This is a genomic window from Halovivax gelatinilyticus (assembly GCF_024300625.1).
Classification (GTDB): Archaea; Halobacteriota; Halobacteria; order Halobacteriales; family Natrialbaceae; genus Halovivax; species Halovivax gelatinilyticus.
In genome coordinates, this window is the sequence record NZ_CP101322.1 from 3058932 (window position 1) to 3073866 (window position 14935).

Annotated in this window: 13 protein-coding genes; 4 read left to right on the top strand and 9 right to left on the bottom strand. The window is 62.9% G+C overall.

What is annotated here, in order from left to right; all coding sequences use genetic code 11:
• Positions 1-199: 199 nt before the first annotated feature.
• The 5 genes from NKH31_RS14565 to NKH31_RS14585 form a co-directional block, all read right to left on the bottom strand.
• A complete protein-coding gene (locus NKH31_RS14565) occupies positions 200-823 on the bottom strand; it encodes an NUDIX hydrolase (RefSeq protein WP_254862517.1) in 624 nt (207 codons plus the stop codon).
• A 1-nt stretch (position 824) separates the two neighbouring features.
• Positions 825-1292: a DUF7109 family protein gene (locus tag NKH31_RS14570; RefSeq protein ID WP_254862518.1), complete on the bottom strand. Its 468-nt coding sequence runs from the start codon at positions 1290-1292 to the stop codon at positions 825-827.
• A 142-nt stretch (positions 1293-1434) separates the two neighbouring features.
• Positions 1435-2553 (bottom strand): glycosyltransferase family protein, encoded by a 1119-nt coding sequence (locus tag NKH31_RS14575; RefSeq protein ID WP_254864821.1) that lies wholly within the window; start codon positions 2551-2553, stop codon positions 1435-1437.
• A 66-nt stretch (positions 2554-2619) separates the two neighbouring features.
• A complete protein-coding gene (locus tag NKH31_RS14580; protein WP_254862519.1) occupies positions 2620-4374 on the bottom strand; it encodes an HTTM domain-containing protein in 1755 nt (584 codons plus the stop codon).
• A 93-nt stretch (positions 4375-4467) separates the two neighbouring features.
• Entirely contained in the window at positions 4468-5682 is a 1215-nt protein-coding gene (locus tag NKH31_RS14585) for an MFS transporter (protein WP_254862520.1), read from the bottom strand.
• A 101-nt stretch (positions 5683-5783) separates the two neighbouring features.
• Here NKH31_RS14585 and NKH31_RS14590 point away from each other — a divergent pair, with 101 nt between their 5' ends.
• Positions 5784-5954: an HVO_0758 family zinc finger protein gene (locus tag NKH31_RS14590; RefSeq protein WP_254862521.1), complete on the top strand. Its 171-nt coding sequence runs from the start codon at positions 5784-5786 to the stop codon at positions 5952-5954.
• An 80-nt stretch (positions 5955-6034) separates the two neighbouring features.
• Here the strand turns inward: NKH31_RS14590 and NKH31_RS14595 are convergent, their stop codons facing one another.
• Both NKH31_RS14595 and NKH31_RS14600 read right to left on the bottom strand, forming a co-directional pair.
• Positions 6035-7240 (bottom strand): DHH family phosphoesterase, encoded by a 1206-nt coding sequence (locus NKH31_RS14595; protein ID WP_254862522.1) that lies wholly within the window; start codon positions 7238-7240, stop codon positions 6035-6037.
• 221 nt (positions 7241-7461) lie between these two features.
• The gene (locus NKH31_RS14600; RefSeq protein ID WP_254862523.1) at positions 7462-8355 is read right to left on the bottom strand and encodes an SDR family oxidoreductase; all 894 of its coding nucleotides are present in this window, start codon (positions 8353-8355) and stop codon (positions 7462-7464) included.
• A gap of 151 nt (positions 8356-8506) precedes the next feature.
• On the opposite strand from NKH31_RS14600, the gene purL reads away from it, so the two are divergent.
• Together purL and NKH31_RS14610 are read left to right on the top strand one after the other, a co-directional pair.
• Positions 8507-10699, top strand: a complete 2193-nt coding sequence (purL, locus tag NKH31_RS14605; protein ID WP_254862524.1) for a phosphoribosylformylglycinamidine synthase subunit PurL — start codon at positions 8507-8509, stop codon at positions 10697-10699.
• A 217-nt stretch (positions 10700-10916) separates the two neighbouring features.
• Positions 10917-11501, top strand: a complete 585-nt coding sequence (locus tag NKH31_RS14610) for a HalX domain-containing protein (protein WP_254862525.1) — start codon at positions 10917-10919, stop codon at positions 11499-11501.
• 134 nt (positions 11502-11635) lie between these two features.
• On the opposite strand, the gene NKH31_RS14615 is transcribed toward NKH31_RS14610, so the two are convergent.
• Complete coding sequence (locus tag NKH31_RS14615) at positions 11636-13501, bottom strand: sensor histidine kinase (RefSeq protein WP_254862526.1); 1866 nt, start codon at positions 13499-13501, stop codon at positions 11636-11638.
• 182 nt (positions 13502-13683) lie between these two features.
• A complete protein-coding gene (locus NKH31_RS14620; protein WP_254862527.1) occupies positions 13684-14214 on the bottom strand; it encodes a hypothetical protein in 531 nt (176 codons plus the stop codon).
• A 93-nt stretch (positions 14215-14307) separates the two neighbouring features.
• On the opposite strand from NKH31_RS14620, the gene NKH31_RS14625 reads away from it, so the two are divergent.
• Positions 14308-14871, top strand: coding sequence for a thioredoxin family protein (locus NKH31_RS14625; RefSeq protein WP_254862528.1), 564 nt, complete (start codon positions 14308-14310; stop codon positions 14869-14871).
• Positions 14872-14935: the final 64 nt, after the last annotated feature.

Sequence of the window (14935 nt, forward strand, 5' to 3'; positions counted from 1 at the left end):
ACGATGGGCTGATTAGAAACGGTTCGGAACTCGATCCATCGTCTGTGAGACCATGTGCTCGAACGGTGTACACCGGTGTACAAAAGTGTGGCGTTCCGCATACTCGGACATCTGCTTCCTCGTGACCCTCGTCGGACGTCTGTTTACTCGCGACCCTCAGCGAGTATCTGCTCACTCGGGATCCTCGTCGGACGTCTGCTCACTCGGGGCTGTCCACGTCGGTCTGGGTACCGGAGGCGACGGTTGCGCTATCGTCCAATTCGGGTGCGCGAAACGGTGTCGCCAGCTCGAGTAACTGAACCAGCATTCGAGCCGTTGCACCCCACACGGTGTAGCCGTCGACGTGGAAATAGTGGACGACGATCTCGCCGTACGCTGGGTGGTACCGCGTCTCGAATTCGACGTTTCCTGGATCGAGAAATTGCGCCAGGGGAACGATCGCGATTTCGGCGACCTCGTCGTCGTTTGGCACGTACCGACGATCCGGCACGCGAGCGACGAACGGTGTGACGGCGTACTCGGTCACCGTTCGAATGTCGTCGAGCCGACCGACAACCGAGGTTTCCGCCGGTGTGAGCCCGATCTCTTCTTCGGCTTCTCGCGTCGCGGTCTCGAGCAAGCTTTGATCGTCCGGTTCGGCCCCGCCACCGGGAAAGCTCATCTGACCCGGATGTTCGCCGAGGTGGTCGGCTCGCTTCGTGACCAGGATCGCGTGTTCGTCGCGCCGCTCGACGATCGGTACGATCACCGCGGCGTCGTTCGGCTGGTCTCCGATCGCGGTCGGTTCGAACGACACGATTGGATCGAACGAAACGCGCGCCATCTCACTCGATCACCGTTTCGAGGTCGTCGCGGTACACTTCGAGTTCGACCGGGGCCCAGGCCTCGATGTCGTAACTCACGTCTATCAGGGTGCGAGCGCGATCCCCGTCGTTCCCGTCGATCGCGGCGTCGACGCCCGCTTCGAACCGTTCTCGTGCGTTCGTACCGGCCACGTCCCGATCGATCGACCGACGCGGGACGTCGAGGATGTGGGGAAGATCTTCGGCGTGAGTCGGCGGCTCCGGAAAGGCCGTCGGGCCGACGACGTAGCCCGTTTGGCCGTCGACTGCGTATTCGACCAGTTCGAACCCGGTGAGCGCGTCGTCGATCGCGTCGCCAACGCGATCATCTGTCCCGGTATCACCGCCCGTCCTGGCGGCGAGTTCCTCGCAGGATCGTCGTAACTCGCCGTCGGTCACGGCGCCGAAGAGATCGACGATCCCCGCTAACTCGTCCGGCGTCGGTTCCATGCTCGTCGCAATGTCGTGTGATGGTTAGACTCTTGCGCTCGACGCCGTTCCCAGCGGGTCGTCCTGTTCCCGTCGTCGGTCGACCCGCGTTCCGGGTACGCAAGCGACGGGCGGTACGGCAAAATACGGGTCGGCGTGCCGATCAGCGGTGGATGGGTCTAGTTTCGCCCTCGGCGATCGGTTTCGCCAGTTCGACGATCTCCACCGGGTCTAGCGGCGCCGCTTCCCAGCTCGGCCGCCGGCGATCCGGCCCAGGGGGTTCGATCGCGTCGACGTACCGCCGGAGTTGCGATCGCTCGTCGGCCGCGTCGTACGCGAGAGAATTGTACCGAGCGTCGGCCCGGTACTGCTCGACCAGTCGATCGCCGGCCGCGAGGTACCGTTCGCGCAGGTCCACGTAGGTCGGCTCGACGCCGTTCGATTCGAGGACCTGAAAGAGCGTTTCGGCGACCGATCGGCTCATCCCCTCGAGGCCGGTTTCGCCGGCGACGGCGCGGTGGTCGTGCTCGTGCCGTCCGAGGTCGACCTGTGCGGTGTCGGCGAAGCCGGCGTGGGCGTACGCATCCCCGAGCGTTCCGACTTCGAGTCCCCACGAACGCGGCGGGCGCACCGTCCGTGCGAGCGCCTGGCTCATCGCGAACTCGCCAGCGAGGGCGTATCTGAACGAGTCGAGATACTCTATCACGTCTGAATCGTGCTCGTCGGCGAGCGCTCGAAGCAGCGGTGCGTACAGTAGCCGATAGAGTCGACCGTAGAGTTGGTCGTTCTCGACGCGTGCGTAGTAGCCCTTCGAGAACTCGTAACCCATCGAAAGCGGTGTGAGCAATCGCTCGACGTGGTGGCGGTCGTAGCTGGCGACGTCGGCATCGTGAACGACGATCGAGGCGGCCGCGTCGGCTGCCGGACCGAGGGCGAGCCAGACGTCGTGTCCCTTGCCGGCCTCGTCGTCGAGACCCACGTCTGCGAGTCGCCGTTCGACCGCCGGTGCGTTACACCACAGCGTCGTAAGTGGGAGGTCGAACGTACGGAGCCAGGCGTCGAACGCTTCGATCCGATCGGCCGGTGCGCGGACCGGAACGAACACCTCGGCGACGTCGACCCGTTCGAGCGTCGAGAGCACGCGCTCGGTGGCGAGACTCGCGTGCTCCCGATCGGTCATGGGTACGACGACCGCCGTCTCGGCGAGCGTGCGGTCGATCGCCGGCGGCCCACGCCCGGTCAGGTCGTGAAGCGTCGTAATCCGTTCCTGGACGTACTCCATCGCCAGAGACTTCGGCTCCACCATCAATACATCCACGGATCTGTCTCGGTCGTTCGACGTCGGTTTTCACGTGCCGGTGTCTCCCACGATGTCGTCGACGTGGGCGGGTGGAGCGATCGGTCCCGGTTCGACGTCACCGCAGGCGTGTTCCGAGTGGCGCCGTTCGGTGCGTTCTCGGTGTTCGGGTGCGTCGATCGTCTCCATCGTGATCGACTCGCTGACCGAGTAAATGTTGATTCGGACGAGTTCGATCCCGTGTTCGTCTTCCCACGTCTCACAGAGGTGCTCGGCCAGCAGTTTCGGCGCTAGATCACCCTCGTCGTCGGCGCGCCTGATACTGTTCATATAAAAGCGCTGTCGGTACGTGTCGTGTTGTTTTTGCAGTTGCTCGTACGGTCGATCGTAGGTCAACGTTCGTCCGTCGTTGAACACGTCGATGTACTCGCCCTCTGCCGTTTCTGCTGGGAATACGTAGTAGCGATCCGTCGTCCGCGGGGTCGGTGCGAAGACGCTCCAGTCCGGTTGTTGGATGCCGAAACTCGCCTTGGTGTCCTGAACGGTCTCTTCCGTATCGAATACGGTTCGTTCGATCGGTCCGTCTGTCGCCCCGGCCAGAGCGAGGCCTGACGACAGCCAGATGATGGCCAATCCGATGACGACAACGCCGAGCGTGGCGGTGTACAACGACGCTTTCAGATCGCGGTGGAGATCGGAATCGAACGAGACGGTCGGAACGGCGCCCGCGAGTGCGACCCCGCGGGCCGACAGGCGATGCCGGAACTTGTCGGCGCGATCACGCAGGCCAAACTTCGAGAGTACGGTCCTCGCGTCGGCCCAGAACGGCGCCTGCAAGAACAGGATTAGACCGGCCATCGCCACGTAGGCGAACGCACCGATACGGACGGTGAGAGCGAACGACGCGTGCCCGCCGACGAACACGAAGGCGATGAGGTACCTGACACGACCCGAAGCGAGCAACAGCAGCGGCGAGAGCAACATCATGTAGTACCACATCGTCCCGCCGTAACCGATCAGCGTGGGAAATTGTCGCATGAAATCGCCGAGAAGAAACGTCATCTCGTCCAGACCGAAGACGAGCGGCGCGGCGTCGCCGCTTTGCCAGAGCCCCGTACTGTCGTTACGTTTGTGGAGCCCGTTTCGGAAATACATGTACACCATCTGGCCGAGTATCAGTGCCGAGGCGACGCTCACGATGGACGGTCGGGCCGGCCGGCGACGCTGTACTGCGTCGATCGAGAAGCGCTCGCCGAGCGGTAAGAATATGGCCCAGAAACAGAGCAGCCGAAACAGGGTATCGGCGTACGAGAGGACGAGCGGGTTGTGATAGTCGAGCGAGATGACTCCGAGGAATGTCAGAACCATCGCGATCCGGGTCTTGAATCCGACGATCAACTGGACGGCGATGAGTCCCTGGAGGACGAACAGGGCCGCGATGAGCGCGGGATCGGAGACGAAGTAGTACACGGAGAACGCGCCGTCCGGTGAGTACAGTTCCGCGAGCTCTTGTGTAACGACGCCATCGTCTGTGTAGTAGAACCCAAAGTTTCGCGACCTGAGGAGGAGATCGGCGATCACGAGCAGGCCGATGGCGACTCGGAAGACGGCGAGCGACCGCGTGTCGATTCGTATTCGGTCTGTCACTCGTTCGTACCGCGACGCGTCGTTTCGACCGCCGAAGCTCTCGCGCGCATCGACGATACGGCGGCGAATCGACGTCGGGAGCGAGCCGATGGTGGACGTCTCGCCTGCCGTATCGGTTTCGGGTGACGATGGGTCGGGATCCGTTCCATCGCGGTCCATTATACGTAGTACGACGAACCGAGCCGTAAAATTTTTCTGATGTGCGTCACCGCGTGCAGTGGTGACTCACCGATCGGCGACGCCGTCGGTCGATCACCGATTTACACCCGATGGGAACCGGCCGACGAGTGCGAGGATCGTAAGGACGGCCGTCAACGACCCGGTCGCAATCGCCATCCAGACGAACACGGCGTCGAACGTGATTCCGGCGTCGACGAGCAACCCGACGAACACGCTGCCGACGGCCTGAATCGGCATCATCGTTCCGCTGAACGCCGCGTATCCGCTCCCTCGATACGTTTCCGGGAGCGAGGCGAGTATGTAGGTATCCGTCACCGGAAACAGGCAGTGGATGACGAATCCGAGCGCGGCGGAGACGGCGAGAATCGCCAGATAGCCGCCGACCGCCACGAGCCCGCCCAGCGCGAGGACGAATCCGAACAAAATGGCGAGCAGCAGCGGGACGAACGGCAATCGATCCGCGAGCACGCCGGCGAACCAGAACGCGGGAACGCCCGTCGCGAAGACGACGGTGAGCGCCGTCCGTGCGCGCGTTTCGGATAGTCCCTTGGCCTCGACGAGGTAGGTGACGTAGAAGTTGAAGACCCCGTTCCAGACCATCCCGGCGAGTCCGACCACCGCGATACCCGCCAGTATCAATCGCCACTGCGAGCGAATCGCGGTTCGGAGATCGAGATCCAGCGAGCCGGTCGTCGTCGCCGCCGAGCGACGCGCGGCGATCGAAAACAGGATCGACGAACCGAGCGCGGCGATCCCGAGGAGGACGAACAGCGCCCGCCACGGGGCGAACGGCCAGAGGGTGACCGCGAGGACGGCGCCGACGACTCCCGGGGCGACGACGGCAGCGAGTTGGCTCGCCGTCCCGTGGATACCGATCGCCCGGCCGACCTGTCCGGGATAGAGTTGCCCGATGAGCGGGCTCGCCGCGACGAAGTAGATGCCGCTTCCGACGCCCACGAGAACCGTCGCGCCCGCGAGTAGCCGAAAGGTTGGGGCACTCGCGGCGAGAAGTGACGATCCGGCGAGTACCAGACCCGACGCGAGGACGACTCGGTGTCTCGGATACTTGGTGAGAAGGTATCCCGTCGGAAATCGGGGGGCCGCGCTGCCGATCCAGACCAGCGTGGCGAGCAGCCCGACCGCGCCCGCACTGACTCCGAACGTCGTACGGAACGGTTCCAACAGCGGGGCGTAGATGATTCGGGCGAAATTGACCAGGAAGACGAGGACGCAAAGCGACCCGAAGACGCCCGTACGGGGGCTAATTCGTCCGCCTGGTGTATTCATCACGAGTCGACCGACGGCCCTGGCCGTGTCAAACGTTTCGATCCGATATGTCTTTGAAGCGACACGGGTCTTTTTCTCCCCGTCCTTCGTAGCCCCGAAACATGAAATCCATCCGGAAGGCACTCCGCGAAGGCGAACTCGTCAAAGACACGTACGAGCGGGTCACCTGCGCCGAATGCGATAAATCGCTGAAGACGGAGAATGACCCCGACTCGATTACGACGATCCGTCGCTGTCCGGATTGTGGCTCGGAGTGGAAGGAGATTCGCTAGCCAAAAGCGGACAAATCACTGGCACAGTCCGTCGTCACAGCTGTATAGCGGCTGCGACAGCACGTTCGGTTGGGTAGTTGTTATCGCTCGCCGGCGAGGGCGGCAAAGAGTCTCGATTCGAACTCGTCCTTGCTCACGCCGTCCGACGGTCCGAGTCCGTTCATATGCTCGATCGAAAGCTGGCCGCCGCCCATCCGCGCGTGGCCGCCGGCCGACGCCATCGGGATGTCGCTGACGACGTGGCGCAACGTCTCGCCCATGTGAACGCGGTCGTCGCGTGAGCGACCCGAGAGGTGAAGCGTCCCCTTCGACTCGCCGAACACGACGACGGCCGTGACGCCTTCCAGGTGCATCAACTCGTCAGCCGCTTGCGGAATCGCATCGACGTTTTCGATCTCGCCGACGTCGCAGATCGCGAACGAACCGTTTACGCGTTTGTTCCGTATGGCATCCGCTTTCGTCTGCAACACCTCGTCTGCAACCTGCGGGTTGGCGATCCGGTCGAGTTCGGCCTCGTCGATGCCGTCGAACAGGAACGCGGCGGCGGCGAACTCAGCCGGTGTACAGCCTTTGGTTAGCTGGTTCGTGTCCGACTGTATACCGTAGAGCAGTCCCGTCGCGAGTTCTTTCGATACGATAGGCCCGCCGTTTCGATCGTCGTCTTCGATTTCGGTTTCGAGTCGTGCGCCGATTTCCTGGAAGTATTCGGCAACGATCGTGGCGGCGGCGCCGTACTCCGGACGGACGTCGGTAAACTGTGTTCCGGCCCCGTTTCCAGGGTGGTGATCGACGACGGCGATCGGTTCGACGTCCTGGGAACCCGTGAAGCCGCGGGCGGTGTTGTGATCGACCAGGACGATCGCATCAGTCGCGAGTTCGGCGGACGATTCGATCTTCTCGAGGTCGAGTTCGAGGACGGTTCGGAACGCCCGATTTTCCTGGTGACGAATCTGTCCGGGATACTGTAAGATGGCGTCCGTCTCGACGCTCTCGGCGAGGGCGGCGATTCCCATCGCACAGGCCATGGCGTCCGGATCCGGATTCGGGTGCATCAATACCGTTACCTCGTCGTGGGCGGAGAGGACCCGCTTGAGTTGTGTGCCGGGCGGTCGGTTGACCCATCGGTAGAGCCACCAGCCACCCGTCGCGAGCAGAACGAACGCCAGGATTCCTGCAGAGAGAACCAGCGGATCGAGCGCGTGTACGAAATCGTATCCAATCTCCACCAGGAGCACCCACTGAACCGACGGATCACCGATGGTCCCCCCGGTGAACCGAGCGACCATACCCCACTGTTCAAGTCGGTCACTATGAAAGTTCCCCTTTGCTGGTCTGTTCAGCCAGGAGTATGGTGAAATATACGACCAGGCTCGCTCTACACCGTGAATTTCTACGATCGGCGTCGTTCGGACTCGCCCAGACCCGACGACATTTCAGTCTACACGGACCGGAATGTGGTCTCACACGACGATTCGCTCGATTGGTAGGCTCCGAGCGCCGAACGAAATCAGTGATTGGCCACGTACGCCTTGATGGCGTCCTGATAGCCGGATCGATACGTCGGGTAGATCAGTTCGTAGCCCAGCGAGGCGAGCCGATCGTTCGCACACCGTTTACTCGTCTCGATCCGACGCCGGGCCGGTTCCGAGAGTTCGCTGTCGGCGAGTCGCTCGGCTTTTGTGCGTTTTGGCGGCGAACTCCGCCCGCACTCCGCGGCGAGCCAGTCGGCGAACGCCCACTTCGATGCGGGTTCGTCGTCGACCACCTGGACCACGTCGGTACGAGCCGCGTCGGTTTCGAGAAGGTGTGCTACCGCTCCCGCGGCGTCGTCGCGGTGAATCATATTCAGATAGCCCTCGGTGACCGGACCGTCGAGATAGCGATCGAGACGGTATCGTCCGGGGCCGTAGAGACCGGCGAACCGAGCGACCGTTCCGTCGATGCCGTACTCGCGGTGAGCGTCGAGGGTGAGTTGCTCAGCCCGCGCGAGAACGGCGGTTTTTTCGGTCGTCGGATCGATCGGCGTCTCCTCGTCGACCCAGCCACCACCGTGATCCCCGTGGACGCCCGTCGACGAGGTGTATACGAGCCGATCCGGTGCGTTCTCACGGCCGCTGAAGTGGTCGAGCGTCGTTTCCAGGCCGTCGACGTAGATCTCCTTTGCGGCCGTCGCGCCACCGCCACCGCTGCTGGCTGCGAAGACGACGGCGTCGACGTCCGGGACGGCGGCGAGCGAGTTTGGATCGGTCACGTCGCCGCGGATTCCGGAGAGCCCGCGTTCTTCGATCGTTTCGACGCCCGACTTCGACCGACGGACGCCCCAGACGCGGAGGTCACGTTGACGGAGCTGCCGGCCGAGTTCGAGTCCGACGTAGCCACACCCCAGAATGGCGATGCGCATCGACGACTACTCCGCGCCGACCGCGTAAAATCCCACCGACAGATCCGTCACCCGACGATCAGACTGCACACGACCGCTCGTCAGGTAGGGACCGTCCGTCGCCTCTCACACATAGAAACCCATTTACTGCGCGCCTCGCTCTCCTCACCTAATGAGCCTTTCCGCGTCCGACCACGAACTCGTCGTGGAGGAACTCGGGCGAGAGCCGACGCCCGCCGAGTCGGCGCTGTTCGAGAACCTCTGGAGCGAACACTGCGCGTACCGATCGTCGCGACCACTGCTTTCGGCATTCGAGAGCGAAGGCGAGCAGGTAATCGTCGGACCTGGAGACGACGCCGCGGTCGTCGAGGTGCCGACCGCCTCCGATTCGGACCCGGTCTACGTTACGATGGGGATCGAGAGTCACAATCACCCGTCGTACGTCGATCCGTTCGACGGCGCGGCGACCGGCGTCGGCGGGATCGTCAGGGACACGTTGTCGATGGGTGCCTACCCCATCGCCCTGGCGGATAGCCTCTACTTCGGCGACTTCGCGGACGATCACTCGAAGTACCTCTTCGAGGGCGTCGTCGAGGGGATCAGTCACTACGGTAACTGCATCGGCGTCCCGACGGTGACCGGCAGCGTGGATTTCCACCCCGAGTACGAGGGAAATCCGCTGGTAAACGTCGCGTGCGTCGGGCTGCTCGATCCCGATCGGCTGGTTACAGCAGAAGCTCAGCGACCGGGTAACAAACTCGTTCTCGTCGGTAACGCGACTGGACGCGACGGACTCGGCGGGGCGAGTTTCGCGAGCGAGGATCTAGACGAGGACGCCGAGACCGAAGATCGACCCGCCGTCCAGGTCGGCGACCCGTACGCGGAGAAGCTACTCATCGAAGCGAACGAAGTGTTGCTCGATGAGGATCTGATCGAATCGGCACGCGACCTGGGGGCGGCCGGACTCGGTGGGGCGTCGAGCGAACTCGTCGCGAAAGGTGGCCTCGGGGCGGATATCGAACTCGATCGGGTCCACCAGCGCGAACCGAACATGACGGGCCTCGAGATTCTGCTTGCGGAGTCCCAAGAACGAATGTGCTACGAAGTCCGCCCGGAGAATACAGAGCGGGTCGCGGAGATCGCCGAGCGATTCGACCTCGGCTGTTCGGTCATCGGCGACGTAACCGACGAGCGATACCGGTGTACGTTCGAGGGCGATACGATCGTCGACGTCGACGCGGAGTTCCTCGGTGAGGGTGCACCGATGAACGATCTACCCGCGACGGAACCGGATCTGCGGACTCGATCGCTCCCGACGTCACCGCCGGACGTAGACGAGGCGTTCGAAGCCGTCGTCGCGAGTCCGACCACCGCGTCGAAACGCTGGGTCTACCGCCAGTACGATCACGAAGTGGGAACGCGTACGGCGCTCGGTCCCGGCCACGACGCGGCCGTCGTCGCCCTCGACGAGGTAATTGCGGAGGCCTCGGTCTCGGGTAGGGGTTCGAGCGAGCCCGTCGGACTGGCGATTTCGAGCGGTGCCGACCCGAACTGGACGTCGGCCGCACCGTACGAGGGGGCGCGTGCGATCGCGCTCGAAAACGCGACGAACCTGGCGGCCGTCGGGGCGACCCCGCTCGCCGCGGTCGACTGTCTCAACGGCGGTAACCCGGAGAAGCCCGACGTGTACGGCGGATTCACGGCGATCGTCGACGGTCTCGCCGAGATGTGTGAGACGCTATCGGTCCCGGTCGTCGGCGGGAACGTCTCGCTGTACAACGACTCGCCATCCGGGCCGATCCCGCCGACGCCGACGCTCGCGATGGTGGGAACGCGACCGGGTCTCGACGCACCAACGACGAAATTGGACCCGTCGGGCGAATTGCTCCTGCTCGGTATCGAATCCGAACCGGCGCTGGGTGGGTCCGTCTACCTCCAGGAGTTCGGTGGGTCGGATCGATTCCCGGAGATTCCGTCGGATCCGACGGCCGTCCTCGAGACGATCGCCCGGACCGCCCTCGACGATTCGACGCGAGCGGTTCACGACGTCAGCCACGGCGGCCTGGCCGTCTCGTTGGCGGAGATGGTGACCGACGAGGTCGGACTCGACGCGGAGGTACCGATTCACTCCGCCGATCTCGGGGTGGCAGGCGCGCTCTTCGACGAAACGCCCGGGCGAGTTCTCGTCCAGACGACCGATCCGGAATCGGTGCGTCAACGGGCGGCTGACGGCTGCTCGGTGACGACGATCGGATCGCCGACGGACGACGGCCGGCTCACCATCGAGGCTGGATCGGCGTCGCTCGAATACGCCGCCGCCGAGATTGGCGCGCTCCGGTCGACGATCACGGACGCACTCGAGTAACGCGGTTTAGACGGACGTAATCTCAGAGCCAGTCGATCAGTCGTCTCGGGCGTGACTGTCTCCGTCGCGTTCGAGCGTCGACGGGTTCTACCACCGTATACGTCCTTGTGCGTTCGCTCGATTCGAACGGTTGATCGACGCGCTGCCTAACGGATCCGCCGGTATCTTCTTGGTCGTTCGCTGTGAGGTTCAGGTAACTCGCTGGAGGATATCTATCATGGCGAACCCGCCACACCTACTCATCGTCGAGGACGAACCCGATCTGGCTAATCTATACGCCGCCTGGCTCACCGATGACTGTACCGTCGAAACGACTTACGACGGGAACGAGGCGCTCGATCTCATCGACGACACCGTCGACGTTGTCCTGCTAGACCGCAGAATGCCGGGGCTCTCCGGTGACGACGTTCTCGACACGATCAGAGAGCGGGATCTGGACTGTCGCATCGCGATGGTGACGGCCGTCGAACCCGACTTCGACATCATCGAAATGGGCTTCGACGACTACCTCGTCAAGCCCGTCTCGAAGGAGGATTTGCGATCCGTGGTGGATCAACTGTTGCTTCGATCGACGTACGACGAGCAGCTCCAGCAGTACTTTTCGCTTGCCGCGAAGAAAGCGTTGCTCGACGCCCAGAAGACGGACGCAGAACTCAAGGCCAACGACGAGTACGCGTCGCTCGAAGACCAGCTCGCCGTCATGCGGTCGAAGGTCGACGATACCATGGCCGAACTCTTCAATCAGGACGTTTACCGACGACTCTGTCAGGATATCACTCGCCGGTCTGTGGCGACGGATTAGAACTCGACTGTTACTTCTACCGGCTCGCAGCTACTGTCTGGACCAGCCGCTGCGGTCGAATCGACTCTGCGATCGGTCGGGGTCCCGACGTGATTCCGACGGTGACTCGTTGCTATCGGTCAGATTGATTCCGGTCAGACTGGTTCGAGCGTCGTCACGTCGCGTACTTCGAACCGCGTCCCGCCCCGGTCTCCGACCCCGATCGAGACGGACCAGTCGTGGGCTTCTGCGATCGCTCGCGCGACGGCGAGCCCGAGTCCGTCTGTCGATTCGTCGCCGTCGATAGTGAAGTCCGGAAGCGTCTCGGTCGTCGTCGCGTTCTTCGAGGCGTCGTCCAGGATGAAAAACCCGCGCGAACCGGTCGCGTAGGACTCGATGCCTAACGTTCCGATCTGAATCGTGACGTTCCCGTCCGACCGGCGAGCGGCGTCGTCGAAGACGGTTTCGAGCAGGTACCGAAACCGCTCCGGATCGGCCCTGAGCGTCGCGCCGTCTTCGACGACGACGGCCGCACTCTCTAAGCGGGATGTGGAAACGGCGTCGTCGATCGCCGTCTCGAGGTCGACGAGCGCCCGCGGTCCGACTGACGTCGCGTTTCGGGCGTACTCGCGGATGTCGTCGATGAGCCGTTCGGTTCGGTCGAGGGTCTTCGTGGCCTCGTCTTCGGCGAACGGAAACTCCCACTCGTTCGATTCAACCGTCTCCGACTCGAGGGCGTCGGCAAGCGCGGTCAGTTCGTTCTTCAAATCCTCCGAGAGGACCGTCGCGACGGCTTCGAGACGCTCTGACTGTCGCTCGAGTCGTTCGGTTCGATCTCTGAGGACCTGCTCGCGGTCAGCCCGGTCGAGGGCGGCACGGGTGTTTTCCGCCAGGGTAGAGAGCAGTTCGAGATCGGTTTCGTCGAACCGGTGGCGTTCGAACGAACCGGTCATCAGGATGCCGTAGGCGCCGATCGGACAGATGATCTCACTTCGAAGCGGCGTATCCGGATTGTACAGTCCGTCCTCCTCTGAGAGGTCGTCGTAGAGCACCGGGGAGCCGTCTTCGTAGACGTCCCAGACGAGTCCTTCACCCGGGCGAAACCGGGGAAGACCGCCGAATTGTTCGTGGGCGCCGGCCGTTCCGGCGATCGGATCGAGGTAGCCGTGCTCCTGATCGAGCATCCAGATGCCGCTGATCGGGAGTTCGAGGAGATCACTTCCCGCGTGGACGGCGATCGCACAGATCTCTTCGGGATCTGAGGACTCTAGCAACCACCGGGTGATCTCGTGGAGCGAGTGGACGAGTCGTTCGTAGTCGCGTTGTTTCGTGACGTCTCGAAAGACGAGTGCGAGTCGAGCGCGCTCTGAGTCGATAGCGGCGATTCGAAGCTCTCCGATGCGTTCGTTCGAACCGTCCGCCGTGTAACTCACGTTTAGCGTCCGGGACGCTGCTTTTCCCGTTCCGACCTCGTCGATCGCTCGTCCGATGGAGACGACGTCCTCAGCCGGGACTTCGGCCCGCCTGGTGACGGTGTCTACGTGTTCTCCGATGATCTCCGATTCAGAAACGCCGAGTACGCGGCTCGCGGTTTCGTTGATCGAGACAATCGTGTATCGTTCGTTGAGCGTAAGAACGCCGTCGTCGAGCGCTTCGATCACGGCCGCCTGCTGGGCAAACTCCGACTCGCGCGCCTTTCGCTCGTTCGCGTCCAGCAGGCAGACGGTGAGGCCGTTTTCGGTAGGATAGGCGCGTGCTTCGTACCAGTTGTCCCCGCTCGGGCCGTAGCAATCCGCCGATGTCGTCGTTCGAGATTGCATGGCCTCGAACAGCGCACTCGAGAACCGGTCGTCGAATTCCGGCGGGAGGACGTCCCAGAGAAGTCGGCCGTGCAACGTTTCGTTCGACCGCCTGAACAACCTCGTCGCCGACTGATTACAGTAGGTGAGCTTCCAGTCCGTATCGACTGTGAAGAACACGTCCGAGATGCGCGCGAGTGGTTCGACCGATTTCTCACCCACAGCGCTCACCGGACGCTCCGTCCCGATCGTAGGTTCCGTCGTCTGAGACTCATTGCTCGTGTCGTGAGACCGTCGGGTCTGTCTCTCATTTCGCTGGTGGGTATTTGAGTGTCGCGGCCAACGTGACAATCGAACCCACGTCGGTCCGGACACACTTGTCTGTGGTCGCCGACGGGCGCCTCTCAATACTCTCTGAAGAGTATCGCCTTCACGTCGTCTTTGGTCTGGACGTCCTCGGACCCGCCGTCGGGTAATTCGACGCGATAGCGGTAGTCCGCAGCGGGAGATTCGCCCCACTTGTCGTCGTGCGTGTCGAGGAGGTTCATCATCCGATCGAGTAACTCGTCGTCGTCGGCTGACCCGCCCGACGAAGCGTCGCCGTCTGAATCGTCGGAGGTATCGTCTCCATCGCCGTCTGCGGTAGCGTCGCCATCGTTCTCAGCGCTGTCGGCGGGCGCGTCGTCTGTCGATGTATCCGTCTCGTCGGGCGAGGGTGTACCGTCTTCTTCGAAGCTGACTTCCGTCCCGTCGGTCTCGACGTCGAGGTCGAACGTCTCGTCGAGATCGAACTCGGCGTCCATGTTGTCGAGCAGGAACTGCACCGCATCGCACTCGCGACAGATTCCGTACCGGCCGACGACCTCCCTGGAGAGTTCCTCGCGGAGCTGGGTGATGAACGCGTGCTGTGCATCGGTTACCTCGATCGTTTGCATACTCGGCCGATACGTCGGGAAGTACATAACTGTTCGAGCCACGGAGGCGATGACGAACACCGGCCTTATGTTTTACGCCGAGAATAATCCGCTATGGTCGAGATGGAATCGGAAACCGAACTCGAAGCCGGCGACGCCCCACCCCAGTTCGAACTCCGGGGAACCGACGGCGAGACCTACACGCTCGAATCGTTCGACGAATACGACGCACTCTTGCTCGTTTTCACCTGTAATCACTGTCCGTACGCGAAGGCGAAATTCGACCTGCTGAACGAACTCACCGCCTCCTACGACGACGCCGCGATCGTCGGGGTCAATCCGAACGACGCCGAGGAGTATCCCGACGACTCCGTCGAACGCATGACCGAACTGGTGGCGGATGGAACGATCCAGTGGGACGCGTACCTGCGCGACGAAACCCAGGAGGTCGCCGCCGCGTACGGTGCCGTTTGTACGCCTGATCCCTTCCTGTTCGCCCGCGAGGGGGACGACTGGTCGCTCGTCTACCAGGGACGGCTCGACGACGCCCTCGACCCCGACGACGAACCAACCCGATTCGAAATAAAAGAGGCGCTGGATGCGGTCCTGGCCGACGAACCGGTGGACCTCGAGTGGAATCCCTCCAGGGGCTGTTCGATAAAGTGGCGCGACGCCTGAGCAGATCTGCGAATCACCGTCGAGCCACCCAGTAAGTCATCGATCGGTTCGACGGCGATTTTTC

What these genes read in the sequence shown, in the direction of transcription:
- NKH31_RS14565 (WP_254862517.1), bottom strand. Translation starts at nt 823, where the DNA reads ATGGCGCGCGTTTCGTTCGATCCAATCGTGTCGTTCGAACCGACCGCG.
- NKH31_RS14570 (WP_254862518.1), bottom strand. Translation starts at nt 1,292, where the DNA reads ATGGAACCGACGCCGGACGAGTTAGCGGGGATCGTCGATCTCTTCGGC.
- NKH31_RS14575 (WP_254864821.1), bottom strand. Translation starts at nt 2,553, where the DNA reads ATGGAGTACGTCCAGGAACGGATTACGACGCTTCACGACCTGACCGGG.
- NKH31_RS14580 (WP_254862519.1), bottom strand. Translation starts at nt 4,374, where the DNA reads ATGGACCGCGATGGAACGGATCCCGACCCATCGTCACCCGAAACCGAT.
- NKH31_RS14585 (WP_254862520.1), bottom strand. Translation starts at nt 5,682, where the DNA reads ATGAATACACCAGGCGGACGAATTAGCCCCCGTACGGGCGTCTTCGGG.
- NKH31_RS14590 (WP_254862521.1), top strand. Translation starts at nt 5,784, where the DNA reads ATGAAATCCATCCGGAAGGCACTCCGCGAAGGCGAACTCGTCAAAGAC.
- NKH31_RS14595 (WP_254862522.1), bottom strand. Translation starts at nt 7,240, where the DNA reads ATGGTCGCTCGGTTCACCGGGGGGACCATCGGTGATCCGTCGGTTCAG.
- NKH31_RS14600 (WP_254862523.1), bottom strand. Translation starts at nt 8,355, where the DNA reads ATGCGCATCGCCATTCTGGGGTGTGGCTACGTCGGACTCGAACTCGGC.
- purL (WP_254862524.1), top strand. Translation starts at nt 8,507, where the DNA reads ATGAGCCTTTCCGCGTCCGACCACGAACTCGTCGTGGAGGAACTCGGG.
- NKH31_RS14610 (WP_254862525.1), top strand. Translation starts at nt 10,917, where the DNA reads ATGGCGAACCCGCCACACCTACTCATCGTCGAGGACGAACCCGATCTG.
- NKH31_RS14620 (WP_254862527.1), bottom strand. Translation starts at nt 14,214, where the DNA reads ATGCAAACGATCGAGGTAACCGATGCACAGCACGCGTTCATCACCCAG.
- NKH31_RS14625 (WP_254862528.1), top strand. Translation starts at nt 14,308, where the DNA reads ATGGTCGAGATGGAATCGGAAACCGAACTCGAAGCCGGCGACGCCCCA.